This window comes from Actinacidiphila yeochonensis CN732 (genome assembly GCF_000745345.1).
Lineage (GTDB): Bacteria > Actinomycetota > Actinomycetes > Streptomycetales > Streptomycetaceae > Actinacidiphila > Actinacidiphila yeochonensis.
Genome location: NZ_JQNR01000005.1, coordinates 1193691 through 1211102, shown reverse-complemented (window position 1 = coordinate 1211102; position 17412 = coordinate 1193691). Strand labels below are relative to the sequence as shown.

The window sequence follows — 17412 nt, the reverse complement described above, 5'->3', positions numbered from 1 at the left end:
GGGACGGCCGTGGGACGGCCGGCGAGGTGTCCGGACGGACCGGGAGGCCCGCCCCGGCATCGCCGGGGGCGGTGGCGCGACGCGGCGGGCGGCGGGCCGGGGCGGCGCCTCGGGGGCTCCGCCCAGGCCGAGTTCACCAGGGGATTCGGCGCCACCACCCACCGCCCGCCGAGGGCCACGGCCTCGCCGTCGGTAGGGCACGGCAGACCGGGCCGCCGAACGCGGGCCGTCCTGGGCGGAGTTCGCGCCGTCAGCGGTCCCGCGGGCAGGCCGCGGCCCGCGCCAACGTACCGGGACGGCGGCGGCCCGTGGCGGACCCGCACGGCGGCGCCCTGCCGGAATCACCCGGGCGAGTGACGCCGGGCCGGGTCCGGCGGCCGGTGGGCGCCGCTCACAGCTCGCGCTGGAACTCCCGCAGCCAGTCGAGGGACTGGGCGGGCGTGAGCGCGGCCCCGTCCAGGATGCCCATCGCCTTGGTGTACTCGCGCACGTCGTCGGGCTTGTCGACGTAGAGCGCGCCGGTGAGCTGCTCCAGGTAGACGAGGTCGGGGAGGTCGGAGTCGGGGAAGCCCAGCAGGGTGAAGGCGCCGCCGCCGGCCGCGTGGCCGCCGGTGGTGAAGGGCAGGACGCGGACGTCGATGTTCTCCGCCTCGGCCGTGTCCAGCAGGTGCCGCACCTGCCCCCGCATCACCTCGCGGCCGCCGAACGACCGGCGCAGCGCGCCCTCGTCCATCACCGACACGAAGCGGGGCGCCCGTTCGGAGACGAGGAGCTTCTGCCGCTCCAGGCGCAGGCCGACCCGCTTCTCCACCGACGACTCGGGCGCGTCGGGATGACCGAGCCGGACCACCGCCCGGGTGTACTCCTCGGTCTGGAGGAGGCCGTGCACGAACTGGACCTCGAAGGTGCGGATGAGGGCGGCCGACTCCTCCAGCCCGACGTACGTCTGGAACCACGACGGCATGGCCTCGGAGTAACCGTGCCACCACCCGGCCGCGTTGGCCTCGCGGACCAGCCCGAGCAGCGGCTGGCGCTGCGCCTCCTCCGCCACTCCGTACAGCGTCAACAGGTCGGCTACGTCACGCTCCTTGAAGCTGACCCGGCCCAACTCCATTCTGCTGATCTTGGATTCGGACGCCCTGATGAGATAGGCGGCCTCCTCCCGGGTGATACCCCTGCTCTCCCGCAGCCGCCGCAGCTGCGCTCCGAGCAGCATGCGCCGCACGATGGACCCGCCTCCCGGCTGTCCTGCGCTCATAAGTCACGCTCCGCCCTTAGCTCATCAGCAGTCTGCCACTCTTGTGCTGCGCGCAGTACCCATACAGTCACTCTCCAACGTCTCGTGCATCAATTCCTTGCAGATGCACGTGCAGACGCCCTTGCATGGTTGGGTACTGATCCATGAGCATGGTGGACGTGCAAACACCTCGGGGGCTCGCATGAGAGCAGAGGCAGCAGCGGTACTGGAACCGTTATGGCAGGGAATCCTCGCGCCCGAGCGCCTCGCGGCCGCCGACGGAGCCACGTGCGGACTGCCCGCGTCACCCGAGTCGGTACGTGAGGCCCGCCGTTTCATCGGTTCCACCCTCCAGCGATGGGACGCCACCGCGCTGCGCGAGTCCATCGAACTGGTCGCCTCCGAACTGGTCACCAACGCGCTGCGGTACGCCGTGCCCATCGGCACGCCCGGGTCCCCGGTGCGCCTCAGCCTGGTCCGGTGGAGTTCGCGCGTCGTGTGCGCGGTGGGCGACCCCAGTACGGTGCCGCCGATCGCCAAGGACCCGGACTTCGTCGCCGAGACCGGCCGCGGGCTGCACCTGGTGGAGTCCTTCAGCGAGAGCTGGGGCTGGCACCCGCTCACCGAGACCGGAAAGGTGGTCTGGGCGCTCTTCCTCGCACCCGCGGGGAGCGCGCTGTGAGCCGCCGCCCGGCGAACCGCCGCGCACCGAAGCGCGCACCGAAGCGCCTCACCCCGACGCGCCGCGCCGCCCACCGCTGAACGGACGCCGAACGGCCCCTCGGAGCCGCGCCGTCGCGACCGCCCACCGGAACCCGGCCCGGGTCGGGGCGTCCGCCTCGTCGGCCGGGCGCCGGCGTTCCAGCCGACCCCACTCCGACCGAGCCGGCCGCGCCACCTGCGCCGGCCGTGCCGGCCCGGGCGCGCGAAGTCGGAAGCCGTGCCGCCGCACCACGGCTTCCGTAGGCGCACCCCGCTCATGACATCGTTGCCACCCGTCAACCGACGACGCCGGACGACCCCATGGGCCGCCGGCGCCGCGTTCACGGCATGAGGTGGTCGAACTCCCCGGCCTTGACTCCGATGATCATCGATTCGATCTCGGCCCGGGTGTAAACCAGCGCCGGACCCTCCGGGAACCGCGAATTGCGCACCGCCACCTCGCCGTCCGGGAGGGCGGCGAACTCCATGCATGTGCCATTGGCATTACTGTGGCGGCTCTTCTGCCAGACCACGCCGGTCAGATCCTCCGCCGCCATTCCATTCTGTACCCGGGCCATCAGCGACTCCTGGTCAAGTTCCTTGTCCTTTAGGGCAGATGATAACCCGGACCCGAGTCCCGTGCATCAGCACGTGCATGTGCACGTGCAGTCACTGTGGGTCAGGTCCGAGGTCGTTCTTGGGTCGAGTTGTCCGCTGTCGCGGAGCCGGATCATCCGTATCCGTGACCAGCCGGCCGATCGGACACGGTATTGGGCGGAGCGGCAGGAAAACCGCCACCGAATTCCTCACTCCGCGCTACGAATGGAGAGCTTTCCGCAATCTCGCACTGCCCCGTCACTTCCGGTGTTCCCGAAATCGGCGGGGCTCAAGCGCGGGGACGGAGGCTGTCTGACGGGGTGTCGGTACTCCGCGTCGACATCCGCCGACTGCCCGCTACCGCGGGCCGAGTTGACGGCCGTGACGACGGCGAACGGGTTCACGGCCGGGGTGGCGGCGGGGACCGCCGGGGAGACGGCGAGGAGGAGGACGGCAGAGCGTTGCGCGGCGGATCGGCTCGGCGGAGACGCGGGGAAGCGGCGGACTTCCGGGCCGAACCGCCTCTGCCCGGTTCGACGTTCGGGACCCCTCCGCCGGTTCCCGCGCGGACCGCGGCCGGCCCGCGCACGGCGGCGCGCCTCCGGGCCCCGAGGGCGCTCCCTGAGCGGCCGAAGCGGTCCCGCGGCTCTGCGGCCCCGCCGCCCTCCGTCCCGCCGCCCCGCAAGCCGGACGAGCCCGGCGGCCCCGTACCGCCCGTACCGCCCGTAAAGGCCCCCGCGAACGCCCCCGTGAACGCCGCCGGGCCACCAGCGGGAGGCTGGTGGCCCGGGAAGCGGAGAAGGTGACGCGCCGAGGGTCAGGGCTTGGCGGGCTTGCGCAGCTGGATGTGGAGCTCGCGCAGCCGGGTCTCCTCGACCTCGGACGGGGCGCCCATGAGGAGGTCCTGGGCGTTCTGGTTGAGCGGGAAGGCGATCGTCTCGCGGATGTTGGGCTCGTCGGCGAGCAGCATCACCATGCGGTCGACGCCCGGGGCGATGCCGCCGTGCGGGGGCGCGCCGAAGTGGAAGGCGCGCAGCATGCCGCCGAACTCGGCCTGCACGGTCTCCCGGGTGTACCCGGCGATCTCGAACGCCTTGTACATGACCTCGGGCTCGTGGTTCCGGATGGCGCCGGAGGAGAGCTCGATGCCGTTGCAGACGATGTCGTACTGCCAGGCCAGGATGTCCAGCGGGTCCTTGGTCTCCAGCGCCTCCAGGCCGCCCTGCGGCATGGAGAAGGGGTTGTGCGAGAACTCGATCCCGCCGGTGTCCTCGTTCCGCTCGAACATCGGGAAGTCGACGACCCAGCAGAAGCGGAAGACGTTCTCCTCGAACTGCCCGGCCCGGCGGGCGGCCTCCACCCGCACCGGGCCCATGATCTTGGAGACCTCGTCGAACTCGCCCGCGCCGAAGAAGATCGCGCTGCCGGGCTTGGCGCCCACCGCGCCGAGCAGCGCCGCGGTGTCCTCCTCGGTCAGGAACTTCGCGATCGGGCCGGTCAGCGCGTTGTTCTCGCCGACCCGCACCCACGCCAGGCCCTGCGCGCCGAGGGAGACGGCGTACTCGCCGAGGCCGTCGAAGAACTTCCGCGGCTGGTCGGCGGTGTCGTGCACGGCCAGCGCCCGCACGTGCTTGTCCGCGAACGCCTTGAAGGCGTGCCCGGCGAAGAGGTCGGAGACGTCGACCAGCTCCAGCGAGGTGCGCAGGTCCGGCTTGTCGTTGCCGTACTTGACCATCGCCTCGCGGAACGGGATGCGCGGGAACGGCGAGGTGACCGGGCGGCCGCCGCCGAACTCGGTGAACAGGTCGGTCATCACCTTCTCGATGACCGAGAAGACGTCCTCCTGCTCCACGAAGCTCATCTCGACGTCGAGCTGGTAGAACTCGCCCGGCGAGCGGTCGGCGCGGGAGTCCTCGTCGCGGAAGCAGGGCGCGATCTGGAAGTAGCGGTCGAAGCCGGAGATCATCAGCAGCTGCTTGAACTGCTGCGGCGCCTGCGGCAGCGCGTAGAAGCGGCCGGCGTGCACCCGGGAGGGCACCAGGAAGTCGCGGGCGCCCTCGGGGGAGGTGGCCGACAGGATCGGGGTGGCCATCTCGTTGAAGCCGAGCGCGGTCATCTCGCGGCGCAGGAAGGCGATCACCTGGGTGCGCAGCATGATGTTGCGGTGCATGCGCTGGCGGCGCAGGTCGAGGAAGCGGTTGGTGAGCCGCATCTCCTCGTTGGCGTTGTCCTCCGGGAAGACCGGGAACGGCAGCTGCTCGGCGGCGCCCAGCACCTCCACGGAGGCCACCTCGACCTCGACCCCGCCGGTGGGCAGGTCGGGGTTGACGTTCTCCGCGGCGCGGGCCACCACCCGGCCGTCCACCCGCAGCACGGACTCCTTGGACTGGCCGCTGAGCTGCTCGTAGACCGCCGACCCCGGGTGGACCACCAGCTGGGTGAAGCCGTAGTGGTCGCGCAGGTCGACGAAGAGGATGCCGCCCAGGTCTCGGCGATTGTGCAGCCACCCGGACAGGCGGACGTCGGTGCCGACGTCGGTGCTGCGCAGCTCTCCGCAGGTGTGGGACCGGTACCGGTGCATCAGTTCGTCCTCGGCAGGGGTGGGGCGGGTGGGTGGTCACGAGACCGTCGTACGACGGTCGGGACGCGGTGGGCCGTCAAGGAGCCCACCTCAGCCTACCGGCGCCGGATGCCCCATCCCCATCCGAATAGTTGGCCCATACCACGCTAATCACCATAAGGTGGAGTAATGCGCACAGAGGAGGTCCTGGCCGCTGTGGGGTGCGGCGTGTGGCAGTGGGACGAGTCCGCCGGCACCGTGGCGGTCGACGGCCGGGCCGCCCGCCTGCTCGGCCTGTCCGGCGGCGCGGCCACGCACCGCTACGCCGCCGTACGCGCCCGGCTCCATCCGGCCGACTACGTGGCGCTGTCCGGCGCGGTCTCCCTCGCCACCGCCGAGGGCACCGTGGCGGAGGCGTCGCTGCGGGTGGTCGGGGACGCCGGCACGGTGGAGCGGACGGTCCAGGTGCGGCTGCGCCCGCGCGGCTCGCTGCTCAGCGGCACCCTCCACGAGCTGCGCGAACCCGCCCGCCTCGGGGGCTACGAGGACGAGGACGGCGCGGCCGGCGGCAGCGGTCCCGTCGACGCCAGCTCCGGGTCCGCGCGGGAGGCGCCCGCCGCGTACGAAAGGCCCGGCACGCCCGCCGCGCCCGACCCGCACACCGCCCCCGGAACGACCGGCAACCGCGCCGGCGGCGGCCCCGCGGCCGGCTCAGCACCGACCCGGCCCCCGCCTACGCCGGCCACGACCGGCACGACCTGCTCGCGCCCGCCGCCGGACGGGGCTCCGCCGGGACGGCCCGCGAGCGGACGCTGCCGCACCGGGACTGGCGCCGGGCCCGCGAGGCGTTCCTGCTGGACGCCGGCCGGGCGCTGGCCGAGGCCGACTCCACCGCCGAGGTGCTGCGGGTGGCGGCCAACCTCTCCATGCCCGGCTTCTCCCCCGACGGCCTGGCCGTCTTCGGCGTCGACGGCGACCACCTCACCGTGATCGGCCACCACGGCCAGGAGCTGACGGCGGCGTTCGCCGCCCCCCTCCCGCTGGACAAGGACTACCCGGCGGCCGCGGTGATCCGCAGCGGCCAGGCGGTCTACGTCACCAGCCCCGAGGCGTACCGGCGGATGTACCCGGAGAGCTGGCCGATGGTGGAGCCGTTCGGCCGCAGCTCCTGGGCGTACCTGCCGCTGACCGTCGCCGGCACCACGATCGGCGCGTGGATGGCGGGCTTCCGGGACCCGGTGGAGTTCACCCCCGACGAGCGCTCGGTGCTCTCCACCGTGGCGCGGATGCTGGCGCAGGCCCTGTCCAGGGCGCATCTGCACGAGTCGGAGCGGGAGCTGTCCGACGGACTCCAGCGCACCATGCTGCCCACCCGCGAGCCGCAGATCGACGGGATGGCGATGGCCGCCCGCTACGTGCCGACCGGCGGCGGCCTCCAGGTCGGCGGCGACTGGTACGACGTGATCGAGCTGCCCTCGGGCCGCACCGCGCTGGTCATCGGCGACGTGCAGGGCCACGACGTACGGGCCGCGGGCATCATGGGCCAGCTGCGGATCGCGCTGCGGGCGTACGCCGCCGAGGGCCACAGCCCCGACGCTGTGCTCTCCCGCGCCTCCCGGTTCCTGTACGGGCTCGCCGACGGCGGCGCCGACCCGGACGACCCGCGCTTCGCGACCTGCCTCTACATCGAGGTCGACCCGGCCGACGGCACGCTCCAGGTGGCCCGGGCCGGGCATCCGGAGCCCGCGGTGCGGCTGGCCGACGGCACCACGATCCTGCGCACCACCTCGGAGGGCCCGCCGCTGGGCGTGCAGTTCGACACCGACTACCCCACCACCCGGCTGGTGCTGGAGCCCGGCGAGGTGCTGCTGCTGTGCACCGACGGCCTGATCGAGACCGGCGGCCACGACATGGACAGCGGGTGGCGGCGGCTGTGCGAGGTCTTCGAGGTCGGGCCGGCCGAGGCGCTGGAGGAGCTGGCCGACTCCCTGGTGCAGGCGGTGCACGGGCCGTCCTCGCACCGCACCACCGGGCCGCTGGCCGACCGCCGCGAGGACGACGTCGCGCTGCTGCTGCTCCGCCGCGACCCGGACGGCCCCACCTGCGCCGTCCCCGAGCGGCGCACCGTCCTCACCGTCCCGCAGGCGGATCCGGGGCAGATCCGCTCGGCCCGCGACGACGTCCGGGCGATGCTGCACGACTGGAGCTCGGCCGACCAGTTCGAGTCGGCCGTGCTGCTGGTGTCCGAGCTGGTCACGAACGTGCTGGTGCACACCGACGGCAACGCGACCCTGATCGCCAGGGTGACGGGGATGCCGGGCACCCGGCGGCTGCACGTCGAGGTCTCGGACGGCTCCGACGACATGCCGCACCGCCGCGACCCCGGCGAGCTGGCCTCCTCCGGCCGCGGCCTGTTCCTCATCGAGGAGCTGGCCGACGCGTGGGGGGTGGACCCGCAGGGCGACGGCAAGTCGATCTGGTTCGACCTCTTCGAGACCCGCTCCCCGGAGGGCGGGACCCGTTCCCCGGAGGGCCGGCCGGACCGCCCCTGAGGGGGTCCACTCAGTGGCTCAGGATGTTCGCGGCGATGATGAAGAGGCCGAGCAGCACGTCCGTGCAGCCCACCCGGCAGGCCGTGCCCCAGCCCTGGCCGGCCACCCGGGCGGCCCACAGGCCCCAGCCGAAGAGGGCGACGGTGTTGACGCCCAGCGCGATGTTGATCGCGTGGTCCTCACCCCACCAGTGCGCGTAGGCGCCCAGCAGGGCGACCACCGTGGGCAGCACCGCGGCGACCAGCGGCCACTCCTCCACCACCGAGCGGAGGGTGAGCAGCATGACCCTGCGCCCCTGGTACTTCCCGCCGCTCCACTGGGCCACGGCGTGCGCGTAGCCGTGGGCGGCGGCCGCGGCGACCGCCGAGACGAGGATCCACAGCGCGTCGTAGCCGGCGTTGGGCGAGCCGCTGTCGTTCTCCAGGGCGGCCGCCAGCGCGCTGGCCAGCACCGTCCCGTAGACGCCGCCGAAGAGCAGCCGCTCCCGGGACACCCGCCCCGGGCTGGGCTGCGGGGCGCTGAGGGTGCTCCCGGCCACCGGGCCCGCCTTTCGTCCGACCGCCGGGCGCGCTGCGTCACCACCCGGGCGCTCCGCGTGACGATACCCGTAGCGCCCGCGCTTCCCCGGCAGCCCGGGCCGGTGCCGCCCGGCCGGCGAGCGGGCGGGCGGGCCGGCGGACGACCCGGCAGGCGAACGGGCGCGGGCCGACGGGGGCGCCGCACGTCGGTGCCGCGGCTGCGGCCGGACGCACGACGGCCCCCACCCGGAAACCGGGTGGGGGCCGTGCGGCTGCCGCGGCGTCAGTTGCGGCCGTGCGGCGAGTCGGCCGGGATGCTGCCGAGGCGGCCGGCCTGGAAGTCGTCGAACGCCTGGGCCAGCTCGGTGTGGGTGTTCATGACGAACGGCCCGTACTGCATCATCGGCTCGCGGATCGGCCGGCCACCGAGCAGGACGACCTCGAAGGAGGAGCTGCGCGAGTCCTGGACGGTGTCGGCGCGCAGGGTGAGCGAGTCACCGCCGGCCGCGCCGCCGGGGCCGAAGACGACCGCCTGGCCCATCGTGAAGGGGCGGGACTCCGAGCCGGCGAAGCCGTTGCCGGCCAGGCCGTAGGCGAGCGCGTTGAAGTCCTGCCGCCAGGGCAGCGTGACCGAGGCACCCGCGGTCAGCGTCAGGTGGATCATGGTGATCGGGGTGTGGGTGGCGCCGGGGCCGGTGTGGCCGTCGAGGTCGCCCGCGATCAGCCGGATCAGCGCGCCGCCGTCGCCGGAGGTCAGCAGCTTCAGGCCGCCGGCGCGCAGGTCCTGGTACTTCGGCGCGATCATCTTGGCGGACTTCGGCAGGTTCACCCACAGCTGGAGGCCGTGGAAGAGGCCGCCGCTCATCACCAGGGACTCGGGCGGCGTCTCGATGTGCAGCAGGCCGGAGCCCGCGGTCATCCACTGGGTGTCGCCGTTGGTGATGGTGCCGCCGCCACCGTGGCTGTCCTGGTGGATGAAGGTGCCGTCCATGATGTACGTCACCGTCTCGAACCCGCGGTGCGGGTGCCACGGGGTGCCCTTGGGCTCGCCGGCCTGGTACTCGACCTCACCCATCTGGTCCATGAGGATGAACGGGTCCAGGTGCCGGTAGTCGATGCCGGCGAACGCCCGGCGAACCGGGAACCCCTCGCCCTCCAGGCCGCTCGGCGCGGTGGAGACGGACAGGACGCGGCGCGGGTGGGCCTCGGCGGGCGCGGTCACGCGCGGCAGGGTCAGCGGGTTCTCAACGGTCACGGCAGGCATAGCGGCCTCCTTCGGAGATGTTCTGCTTCCAATTTAGTTGAACGGTGAACATCTAGCAAGGCGTAGTGATTCCCTCACGTGAGGCAGTGGCGGAGGCCACACGTACTATCCGATTCCGGACACAACGGTCGCACCGCGCACGCCGGACCCACCGGACACCGCCGCACACGGACGGGGCGGCGCCGGGGGCGGGCGGTGGAACCCGGCCGGCGCGGGTGTCGGGCCGGCGGCGTCGGGAGCGGCGGCGCGCGAGGCGGCGGCGCCGCGGGTCAGACGCCGCAGGTCAGGCGCCGCGGGTCAGGCGCTCAGCCGTACATCCGGCGCATGGTGAAGTCCACCATCTGCTCGACGGCCTTCGCGTCGAAGACCATCCGGTGGCGGCCCTCGATGTCCAGGACGAAGCCGTAGCCGGTCGGCAGCAGGTCGAGCACCTCGGCGCCGGTGATGACGAAGTACTTGGACTCCTTGCCCGCGTACCGCCGCAGCTCCTTCAGCGAGGTGAACATCGGGATCACCGGCTGCTGGGTGTCGTGGAGCGCGAGGAAGCCGGGGTTGTCGCCCCGGGGGCAGTACACCTTGGACGTGGCGAAGATCGCCTGGAAGTCCTCCGCGGCCATCGCCCCCGTGGTGAAGGCCCGCACCGCGTCGGCCAGCGAGGGCGGGGAGGGCTCGGGGTAGGCCGGCGACTGCTCGTAGCCCCCACCCATGGGCGCGCCCATGGGCTGCCCACCCATGGGACCGCCCATTCCGGGATTGCCGCTCTGCTCGTAGCCGTACACGGCGCCCAGCGTATCCAGCCCGCACCTCCGGGGCGAGGAGAGCGTCACATCGGGCCGGCAGGGGTTGCTTGTTATTACCGACGGGTAGCATCATTTCAGGTGAGCACCCCCTACGTGCGCGCGTCCCGCTGACCCCGACAGACGCCCGCACCCCGACCGTGAGACGGAGCCTCCGCCATGGGCCACTACAAGTCGAACCTCCGCGACATCGAGTTCAACCTCTTCGAGGTCCTGGGCCGCGACCAGGTCTACGGCAGCGGCCTCTTCGCCGACATGGACGGGGGCACCGCCCGCGAGATCCTGGCCGAGCTGGCCCGCCTGGCCGAGAACGAGCTGGCCGAGTCCTTCACCGAGGCGGACCGCAACCCGCCGGTCTTCGACCCGGTGACGCACACCGCCCCGATACCGGCGTCCTTCCGGAAGAGCTACCAGGCGTTCATGGACGCCGAGTACTGGCGGCTCGGCCTGCCCGAGGAGATCGGCGGCACCACGGCCCCGCGCTCCCTCGTCTGGTCCTACGCCGAGCTGGTGCTGGGCGCCAACCCGGCGCTGTGGATGTACTCCTCCGGGCCGGCCTTCGCCGGCGTCCTGTACGAGGAGGGCACCGAGGAGCAGCGGAAGATCGCGGCCCTCGCCGTCGAGAGGCGGTGGGGCTCCACCATGGTGCTCACCGAGCCGGACGCCGGCTCCGACGTGGGCGCCGGCCGCACCAGGGCCGTCGAGCAGGCGGACGGCAGCTGGCACGTCGAGGGCGTCAAGCGCTTCATCACCTCGGGCGAGCACGACCTGTCCGAGAACATCCTCCACTACGTGCTGGCCCGCCCCGAGGGCGCCGGCCCCGGCACCAAGGGCCTGTCGCTCTTCCTGGTGCCGAAGTACGAGTTCGACCACGAGACGGGCGAGCTGGGCGAGCGCAACGGCGTGTACGCCACCAACGTCGAGCACAAGATGGGCCTGAAGGCGTCCAACACCTGCGAGATGACCTTCGGCGGCGACCGCCCGGCCCGCGGCTGGCTGGTCGGCGGCAAGCACGACGGCATCCGGCAGATGTTCCGGATCATCGAGTTCGCCCGGATGATGGTCGGCACCAAGGCCATCGCCACCCTGTCCACCGGCTACCTCAACGCGCTGGAGTACGCCAAGGAGCGCGTCCAGGGCCCTGACCTGGCGCAGTTCACCGACAAGGCCGCGCCCAAGGTGACCATCACCCACCACCCGGACGTGCGCCGCTCCCTGATGACGCAGAAGGCGTACGCCGAGGGCATGCGCGCGCTGGTGCTCTACACGGCGAGCGTCCAGGACTCCATCCAGGCGGCCGAGGCGGCCGGCGAGGACGCGTCCCGGCTGCGCGGCCTGAACGACCTGCTGCTGCCGATCGTCAAGGGCTACGGCTCGGAGAGGTCCTACGAGCAGCTCGCGCAGTCGCTCCAAACGCTCGGCGGCTCCGGGTACCTCCAGGACTACCCGATCGAGCAGTACATCCGGGACGCCAAGATCGACACCCTCTACGAGGGCACCACCGCGATCCAGGGCCAGGACTTCTTCTTCCGGAAGATCGTCCGGGACCAGGGGCAGGCGCTGGGCGCGATGAGCGAGGAGATCGGGAAGTTCCTCGCCGCCGGCGCCGGCGGCGAGGAGCTGGCCGCCGCCCGCGAGCAGCTGGCGCGGGCCGCCGGCGACCTGGAGGCGATCGTCGGCGCCATGCTGACCGACCTGGCCGCCACCGAGCAGGACGTCCGCTCGATCTACATGGTCGGTCTGAACACCTCGCGGCTGCTGCTGGCCTCCGGTGACGTGGTCGTCGGCTTCCTGCTGCTGCGCGGCGCGGCGGTGGCCGCCGAGAAGCTTGCCACGGCCTCCGGCCGGGACAAGGCGTTCTACGCGGGCAAGGTCGCCGCGGCCCGGTTCTTCGCCGCCACCGTGCTGCCGGGCCTGGCCACCGAGCGGGCCCTGGCCGAGGGCGTCGACCTCGACGTCATGGACGTGCCCGAGGACGCCTTCTGAGCGGGGCCCCGCCCCGGGGGCCCCGCTCCCCCGCCCCGCCCGCGCCTGACGTGCCGCCGCTCCACCACGGGGCGGCGGCACGGCCGCGTGCGGGGCGGCCGTGTACGGAGCGGCCTCCCGCCGCCGGCGGTCAGCCGTCCGGCCTACGGCCGGGTCGGATACCCACTGCTGGGGCGCGGGGTGGCGGCGGGGCCAGGGTGGCGGCGCGACCGGGCGGCGGGCCCGAAACTAAGGTGTCGGACATGAGCACGCACCCTCCCGCTTTCGACCGCAGCCACACCGACGACCTCGCCGCCTACGTCCAAGGGGCCCCCACGCCCTACCACGCCGCCGCCACCGGCGCCGAGCGGCTGGCCGAGGCGGGCTTCCGACCGGCGGCCGAGACCGAGCAGTGGGAGGGCGGCCCCGGCGGCTGGTACGTGCTGCGGGGCGGGGCCCTCATCGCCTGGTACGTGCCGGAGGGCGCGACGCCCACGACGCCGTTCCGGATCGTCGGCGCCCACACCGACTCGCCGAACCTCCGGGTGAAGCCCCAGCCCGACATGGGCGCCCAGGGCTGGCGCCAGGTGGCCGTGGAGGTCTACGGCGGCCCGCTGCTCAACAGCTGGCTCGACCGCGACCTCGGCCTGGCCGGGCGGCTGGCGCTGCGCGGCGGCGAGACCCGCCTGGTGGACACCGGGCGGCCGATGCTGCGCGTCCCGCAGCTGGCCATCCACCTCGACCGCTCGGCCAATGACGCGCTCACCCTCGACCGGCAGCGCCACCTCCAGCCGGTGTGGGGCCTGGGCGAGCCGCACGAGGGCGAGCTGGTCGCCTTCCTGGCCGAGCAGGCCGGGCTGGCCGTCGACGACGTCCTCGGCTGGGACCTGATGGCCTACGAGGCGCAGACCCCCGCCTACCTGGGCCGGGACCGCGAGCTGCTGGCCTCGCCGCGGCTGGACAACCTGCTGTCGGTGCACGCCGGGCTGGCCGCGCTGGCCGCCGCGGCGGGCGCGGGCGAGTCGCCGTCCATCCCGGTGCTGGCCGCCTTCGACCACGAGGAGACCGGCAGCCAGTCCGACACCGGTGCGCAGGGCCCCCTGCTCGGCCGGGTGCTGGAGCGGTCCGTACTGGCCCGCGGCGGCTCCGCCGAGGACCTGCACCGGGCGCTGGCCGGCAGCGTGTGCGTCTCCTCGGACGTCGGCCACGCCATCCACCCGAACTACGCCGAGCGGCACGACCCCACCCACCACCCGCGCGCCAACGGCGGGCCCATCCTGAAGACGAACGTCAACCAGCGGTACGCCACCGACGCCATCGGCCGGGCTGTCTTCGCCGAGGCGTGCGAGCGGGCCGGGGTGCCGTTCCAGCACTTCGTGTCCAGCAACTCCGTGCCCTGCGGCACCACCATCGGCCCGATCACCGCGGCCCGGCACGGGATCACCACCGTGGACGTCGGCGTGCCGATCCTGTCCATGCACTCCGCCCGCGAGATGTGCGGCGCCGACGACCCGCACCTGCTGGCCGCCTCGCTCGCCGCCTTCCTGGCCGGCTGAGCCGGACGCCCCCGCCGCCACCCGCGGCCACGCGCCGCCGCCCTCCGTGCTCCTCGAAAGCGCGGAGGGCGGCGGCGTGTTCGGACGCGGGCACGCAAGGGTGCGGACGCGGACACTGACGCGGGTGCGGACGTGCGGGTGCATGTGGTCCATGGGCCCGGGTAGGCGACTGCCGAAGCCACACACCGTCAAGTCGCCGAGGAGGCGGGCACCGTGGGCATCGGAGGCTGCATCATCCTGATGGCGCTGGGCGCGATCATCACCTTCGCAACGGACTGGCATGCCAAGGGCGTCAACATGGACCTCATCGGCCTGATCATGATGGGCGTCGGCATCATCGGCCTGGCCGCGTACGTGAGCATCTTCAAGCGTCGCCGCATCCCGCCGACCGCGGACGGCGACCTGCCGCCCGTCGTCGAGGAGCGCTACTACCCGAGCGACCGCCGCTACTGAGCCGCCCGTCGTGTTCCACGTGGAACACGACGCGACCGCCACCCCGGCCGCCCCGCGCGACCGAGGGCGGCGCCGCACCGGCACCCGCCGCATCAGGAGCCACCCCCGCCCCGGAAGGGCAGGGCGACAGCCGGGCAACCGGTTCCGTGATCACGGACACACAGGCGGGACGCCTGCAATTCACCCGAACATGGCCCTCCGTTGACGGCCGGATACCCGGGAGTTGGGCCCGGGGGAGAATCTTCCCCCACATGGCCCTTGGACACCGGCGCATGGTTCGCCGTGCCGCAATACCGCTGCTGGCTGCGTCCGCGCTGGTCAGCGGGTGCGGCGTGGTTCCAGGGACGTCGGGGGGCTCGTCCGGGCCGATCGTGGTGATGACCTGGGCCCCCGAGGACACCGACGCCACGAACATGCCCGGTATGCCGGCCATGGCCAAGGCGATCGAGGCGTACGTCAACGCCGAGGGCGGCATCAACGGCCGCAAGCTGAAGGTGCTCACCTGTAACGAGCACGACGACCCCGTCGGTGTCACCACGTGCGAGAAGCAGGCGTCGGACGCGGGCGCGGTGGCGGTCGTCGGCTCGTACAGCGAGGAGGGCAGCAGCTTCATCTCCGCCCTCGAAGCCGACGACATCCCCTACATCGGCGGGTACGGCATCACCGAGGACGAGTTCCAGAGCCTGATGTCCTTCCCGATCAACGGCGGCCTTCCCGCGCTGCTGGCCGGCAGCGGGCTGCAACTGGCGCAGACGTGCAAGCGGGTGCGGCTGGTCCGGCCCGACTCCATCACCGGCGACCAGTTCCCGATCTTCCTCGACGAGGGGCTGAACGCGGCGGGCAAGCCGGACGTCGACGACATGCTGGCCAAGGACAACTCGACCGACTACACCGCGGTGGCCACCCAGGCGGTCGGCGACGACCTCCACTCCACCTGCGTGTCGGCGGTGCTGGGCGAGCACACCAGCACCTTCTTCGACGCTCTGCGGCGGGTCGGCGACAAGCAGCCGAAGGTGCAGCTGTCGTCGGTGATCGGCAGCGTGCAGCAGTCGGTGATCGACGCGAGCGGCGGGGCGAAGAGCCCCCTGGAAGGCACCAGGATCACCAGCTGGTACCCGCCGACCTCGTCCCCCGTGTGGAACGAGATGAAGTCGGTGGTCAACAAGTACGCCTTCGACGACGACGCCATCGACGTGGCCGACCCCGGGGTGCAGACGACCTGGATCGCCTACCAGGTGTTCACGAAGGTGGCGGCCGCCATGGGCACCAAGGTGAAGGTCACCGCCGAAAGCGTGCGCCGCGCGATGAGCGCCACCACCGGGCTGTCCACGGGCGGCCTGACCCCGCCCCTGGGCTGGACCGACAGCGACCTGCTGGGCATCCCGGAGCACTCGCGGATGGTCAACACCAAGGTGGTGTACCAGGAGGTGAGCAACGGGCGGCTGGTGCAGTACCAGCCGGGCTTCGTGGACCTCACCAAGACGCTCAGGCCGTCCTCGTACGCGCCCCTGAAGCACTGACCCCGGAAGGGCCCTGGGGCACCGGCCCTGGGGCACCGGCCCTGGGGCACCGGCCCTGGGGCACCGGCCTTGGAGCGCCAGGCCGCCGACGCGCCCGGCCAGTGGCGCGCCCGGCCAGTGGTCGCGCCCGGCCTGCGAGGCCGCGCGGACGGCACGGTGAGGCGCGCGGGCTGACCTGCGGGCCGCCCGCTCACCCCGACGGGACCGCGCGGTCCCGCTACCCCGCCGCCTCGGCCGCGACGTCCGTCCTCGCCACCCCGAGGGCCGCGTCCCGGTGGGCGTCGTGCTCGGCGAGGCGGGCGGCGAGGGACGCCCGGACGTCGCGGAAGGTGTCGACGCCGAGGGGCAGGCGCAGGGGCGCGGACCCGGTGTCCACGACGTCGATCATCGCGTCGGCGATCTTCCCCGGGTCGTTGGGCAGGGGGAGCTGGCCGCTCGCGACGGCGCGCCGCACCATGCCCGCCGGGGTGTCCTCGTACTCCGGCATGACCGGTGCGGTGGCCATGGACCGGCCGAATCCGGTCGGCGTCGCGCCGGGTTCGACGATGGTCAGGTGGATGCCGAAGGGGGCGATCTCCTGGGCCACCGTCTCGCAGAAGCCCTCGATGCCCCACTTCGAGGCGTGGTAGTAGCCGAAGTTGGGGTAGGTGGTCTGGCCGCCGGCGGTCGAGACCTGGAGGATGTGGCCGCTCCGTTGGGCGCGCAGGTGCGGGAGCGCGGCGCGGATGACGTTGATCGAGCCGAGCAGGTTGGTGTCGATCACCTGCCGGATCTGCTCGTCGCTCGCCTCCTCGACGGAGGCGAACACGCCGTAGCCGGCGTTGTTGACGACCACGTCGACCGTGCCGAAGCGGGCGAAGGCGTCGTCGACGACCTGGCGCGCCTGCTCGGCGTCGGTCACGTCGAGCCGGGCGGTCCACAGGCGGTCGCCGTGGGCCTCGCGCAGGTCGTCCAGTGCCTCGGGCCGGCGCAGCGTCGCGGCGACGCGGTCGCCTCGGGCCAGCAGCCGCTCGGTGAGCAGGCGGCCGAAGCCGGACGAGGTGCCGGTGATGAACCACGTGGCGGACATGGGGCTTTCCTTTCGTCGAATGCCCTACCGACGCTAGGAGTTCCAGTCGACTCGAAGTCAACCGGCGGCAACACGCCCCACCGCACGAGGGGTTTGTAAGCTCGCGGTCATGACCACCGCTGAGGAGATCGGGTCCACGTGGAGTATCGGCGAGGTCGGTGAACTGACCGGGCTGAGCACCTACACGCTGCGCTTCTACGAGCAGGAGGGACTGCTGGCGCCCGTGCGCCGGAACGCCGCCGGGCGGCGCGTGTTCACCCGGGAGGAGGTGGGGTGGCTGCGGGTGTGCACGAAGCTGCGCGCGACGGGGATGCCGCTGCCGGAGATCCGCCGCTACGCGGAACTCGTCCTGGCGGGCAGCGGCAACGAGCAGGAGCGGTTCGCGCTCCTGCGCCGGCACGAGGAGAGGGTCGAGCACCAGATCGCCGACCTCCAGGAGGCCCTGGCCGTCATCCACCGCAAGGTCGGCGTCTACGCCCGGCACCTCGCCGAGGGCACCGCCGACGACCTGTGGCGCAACGGCCCCGAGTGCCCCCCGGAGCCCGGCGCGGAGTAGCACCGGCAGCCGCGCCGTTCCCCACCCGCGGGTCCGGCGGCACCGGCCCCGGAGCCCAGCAGCCCA

General features: G+C 72.9%; 15 protein-coding genes. 8 read left to right on the top strand and 7 right to left on the bottom strand.

The features are described 5' to 3' along the window. Nucleotides 1-391: 391 nt before the first annotated feature. Nucleotides 392-1258 (bottom strand): helix-turn-helix domain-containing protein, encoded by an 867-nt coding sequence (locus BS72_RS17010; RefSeq protein ID WP_037911575.1) that lies wholly within the window; start codon nucleotides 1256-1258, stop codon nucleotides 392-394. Between the two features lie 181 nt (nucleotides 1259-1439). On the opposite strand from BS72_RS17010, the gene BS72_RS17005 reads away from it, so the two are divergent. Then, nucleotides 1440-1919 carry an ATP-binding protein gene (locus tag BS72_RS17005; protein WP_037911573.1) on the top strand — a complete coding sequence of 160 codons (480 nt, stop codon included), beginning with the start codon at nucleotides 1440-1442 and terminating at the stop codon, nucleotides 1917-1919. A gap of 361 nt (nucleotides 1920-2280) precedes the next feature. Here the strand turns inward: BS72_RS17005 and BS72_RS17000 are convergent, their stop codons facing one another. Continuing rightward, entirely contained in the window at nucleotides 2281-2517 is a 237-nt protein-coding gene (locus tag BS72_RS17000; RefSeq protein WP_037911570.1) for a DUF397 domain-containing protein, read from the bottom strand. A gap of 836 nt (nucleotides 2518-3353) precedes the next feature. After that, nucleotides 3354-5117, bottom strand: a complete 1764-nt coding sequence (gene aspS / locus BS72_RS16995; protein WP_037911569.1) for an aspartate--tRNA ligase — start codon at nucleotides 5115-5117, stop codon at nucleotides 3354-3356. 168 nt (nucleotides 5118-5285) lie between these two features. Here aspS and BS72_RS39925 point away from each other — a divergent pair, with 168 nt between their 5' ends. Further along, entirely contained in the window at nucleotides 5286-6086 is an 801-nt protein-coding gene (locus BS72_RS39925) for a hypothetical protein (protein ID WP_232792440.1), read from the top strand. Next, nucleotides 6005-7648, top strand: a complete 1644-nt coding sequence (locus tag BS72_RS16990) for an ATP-binding SpoIIE family protein phosphatase (RefSeq protein WP_232792439.1) — start codon at nucleotides 6005-6007, stop codon at nucleotides 7646-7648. The genes BS72_RS39925 and BS72_RS16990 overlap by 82 nt, the downstream gene beginning before the upstream one ends. A 10-nt stretch (nucleotides 7649-7658) precedes the next feature. Here BS72_RS16990 and BS72_RS16985 read toward each other — a convergent pair whose 3' ends face one another. The 3 genes from BS72_RS16985 to BS72_RS16975 all read right to left on the bottom strand — a co-directional run bounded on the left by BS72_RS16985 (nucleotide 7659) and on the right by BS72_RS16975 (nucleotide 10209). Further along, nucleotides 7659-8186, bottom strand: a complete 528-nt coding sequence (locus tag BS72_RS16985; protein ID WP_232792438.1) for a hypothetical protein — start codon at nucleotides 8184-8186, stop codon at nucleotides 7659-7661. Between the two features lie 263 nt (nucleotides 8187-8449). Then, nucleotides 8450-9430, bottom strand: a complete 981-nt coding sequence (locus BS72_RS16980; RefSeq protein WP_037911565.1) for a pirin family protein — start codon at nucleotides 9428-9430, stop codon at nucleotides 8450-8452. Between the two features lie 305 nt (nucleotides 9431-9735). After that, a complete protein-coding gene (locus tag BS72_RS16975) occupies nucleotides 9736-10209 on the bottom strand; it encodes an SseB family protein (protein WP_037911563.1) in 474 nt (157 codons plus the stop codon). Between the two features lie 177 nt (nucleotides 10210-10386). On the opposite strand from BS72_RS16975, the gene BS72_RS16970 reads away from it, so the two are divergent. The 4 genes from BS72_RS16970 (at nucleotide 10387) to BS72_RS16955 (ending at nucleotide 15721) form a co-directional block, all read left to right on the top strand. After that, on the top strand, nucleotides 10387-12213 hold the full coding sequence (locus BS72_RS16970) for an acyl-CoA dehydrogenase (protein ID WP_037911560.1): 1827 nt from the start codon (nucleotides 10387-10389) through the stop codon (nucleotides 12211-12213). A 242-nt stretch (nucleotides 12214-12455) separates the two neighbouring features. Continuing rightward, nucleotides 12456-13748 (top strand): M18 family aminopeptidase, encoded by a 1293-nt coding sequence (locus BS72_RS16965; RefSeq protein ID WP_037911558.1) that lies wholly within the window; start codon nucleotides 12456-12458, stop codon nucleotides 13746-13748. 213 nt (nucleotides 13749-13961) lie between these two features. Then, a complete protein-coding gene (locus tag BS72_RS16960) occupies nucleotides 13962-14201 on the top strand; it encodes a hypothetical protein (RefSeq protein ID WP_037911557.1) in 240 nt (79 codons plus the stop codon). A gap of 377 nt (nucleotides 14202-14578) precedes the next feature. After that, nucleotides 14579-15721, top strand: coding sequence for an ABC transporter substrate-binding protein (locus BS72_RS16955; RefSeq protein ID WP_037911554.1), 1143 nt, complete (start codon nucleotides 14579-14581; stop codon nucleotides 15719-15721). A gap of 217 nt (nucleotides 15722-15938) precedes the next feature. On the opposite strand, the gene BS72_RS16950 is transcribed toward BS72_RS16955, so the two are convergent. Continuing rightward, entirely contained in the window at nucleotides 15939-16790 is an 852-nt protein-coding gene (locus tag BS72_RS16950; RefSeq protein WP_037911551.1) for an SDR family oxidoreductase, read from the bottom strand. A gap of 109 nt (nucleotides 16791-16899) precedes the next feature. Between BS72_RS16950 and BS72_RS16945 the strand changes: the two genes are divergently transcribed. After that, nucleotides 16900-17346, top strand: coding sequence for a MerR family transcriptional regulator (locus BS72_RS16945; RefSeq protein ID WP_037911549.1), 447 nt, complete (start codon nucleotides 16900-16902; stop codon nucleotides 17344-17346). Nucleotides 17347-17412: the final 66 nt, after the last annotated feature.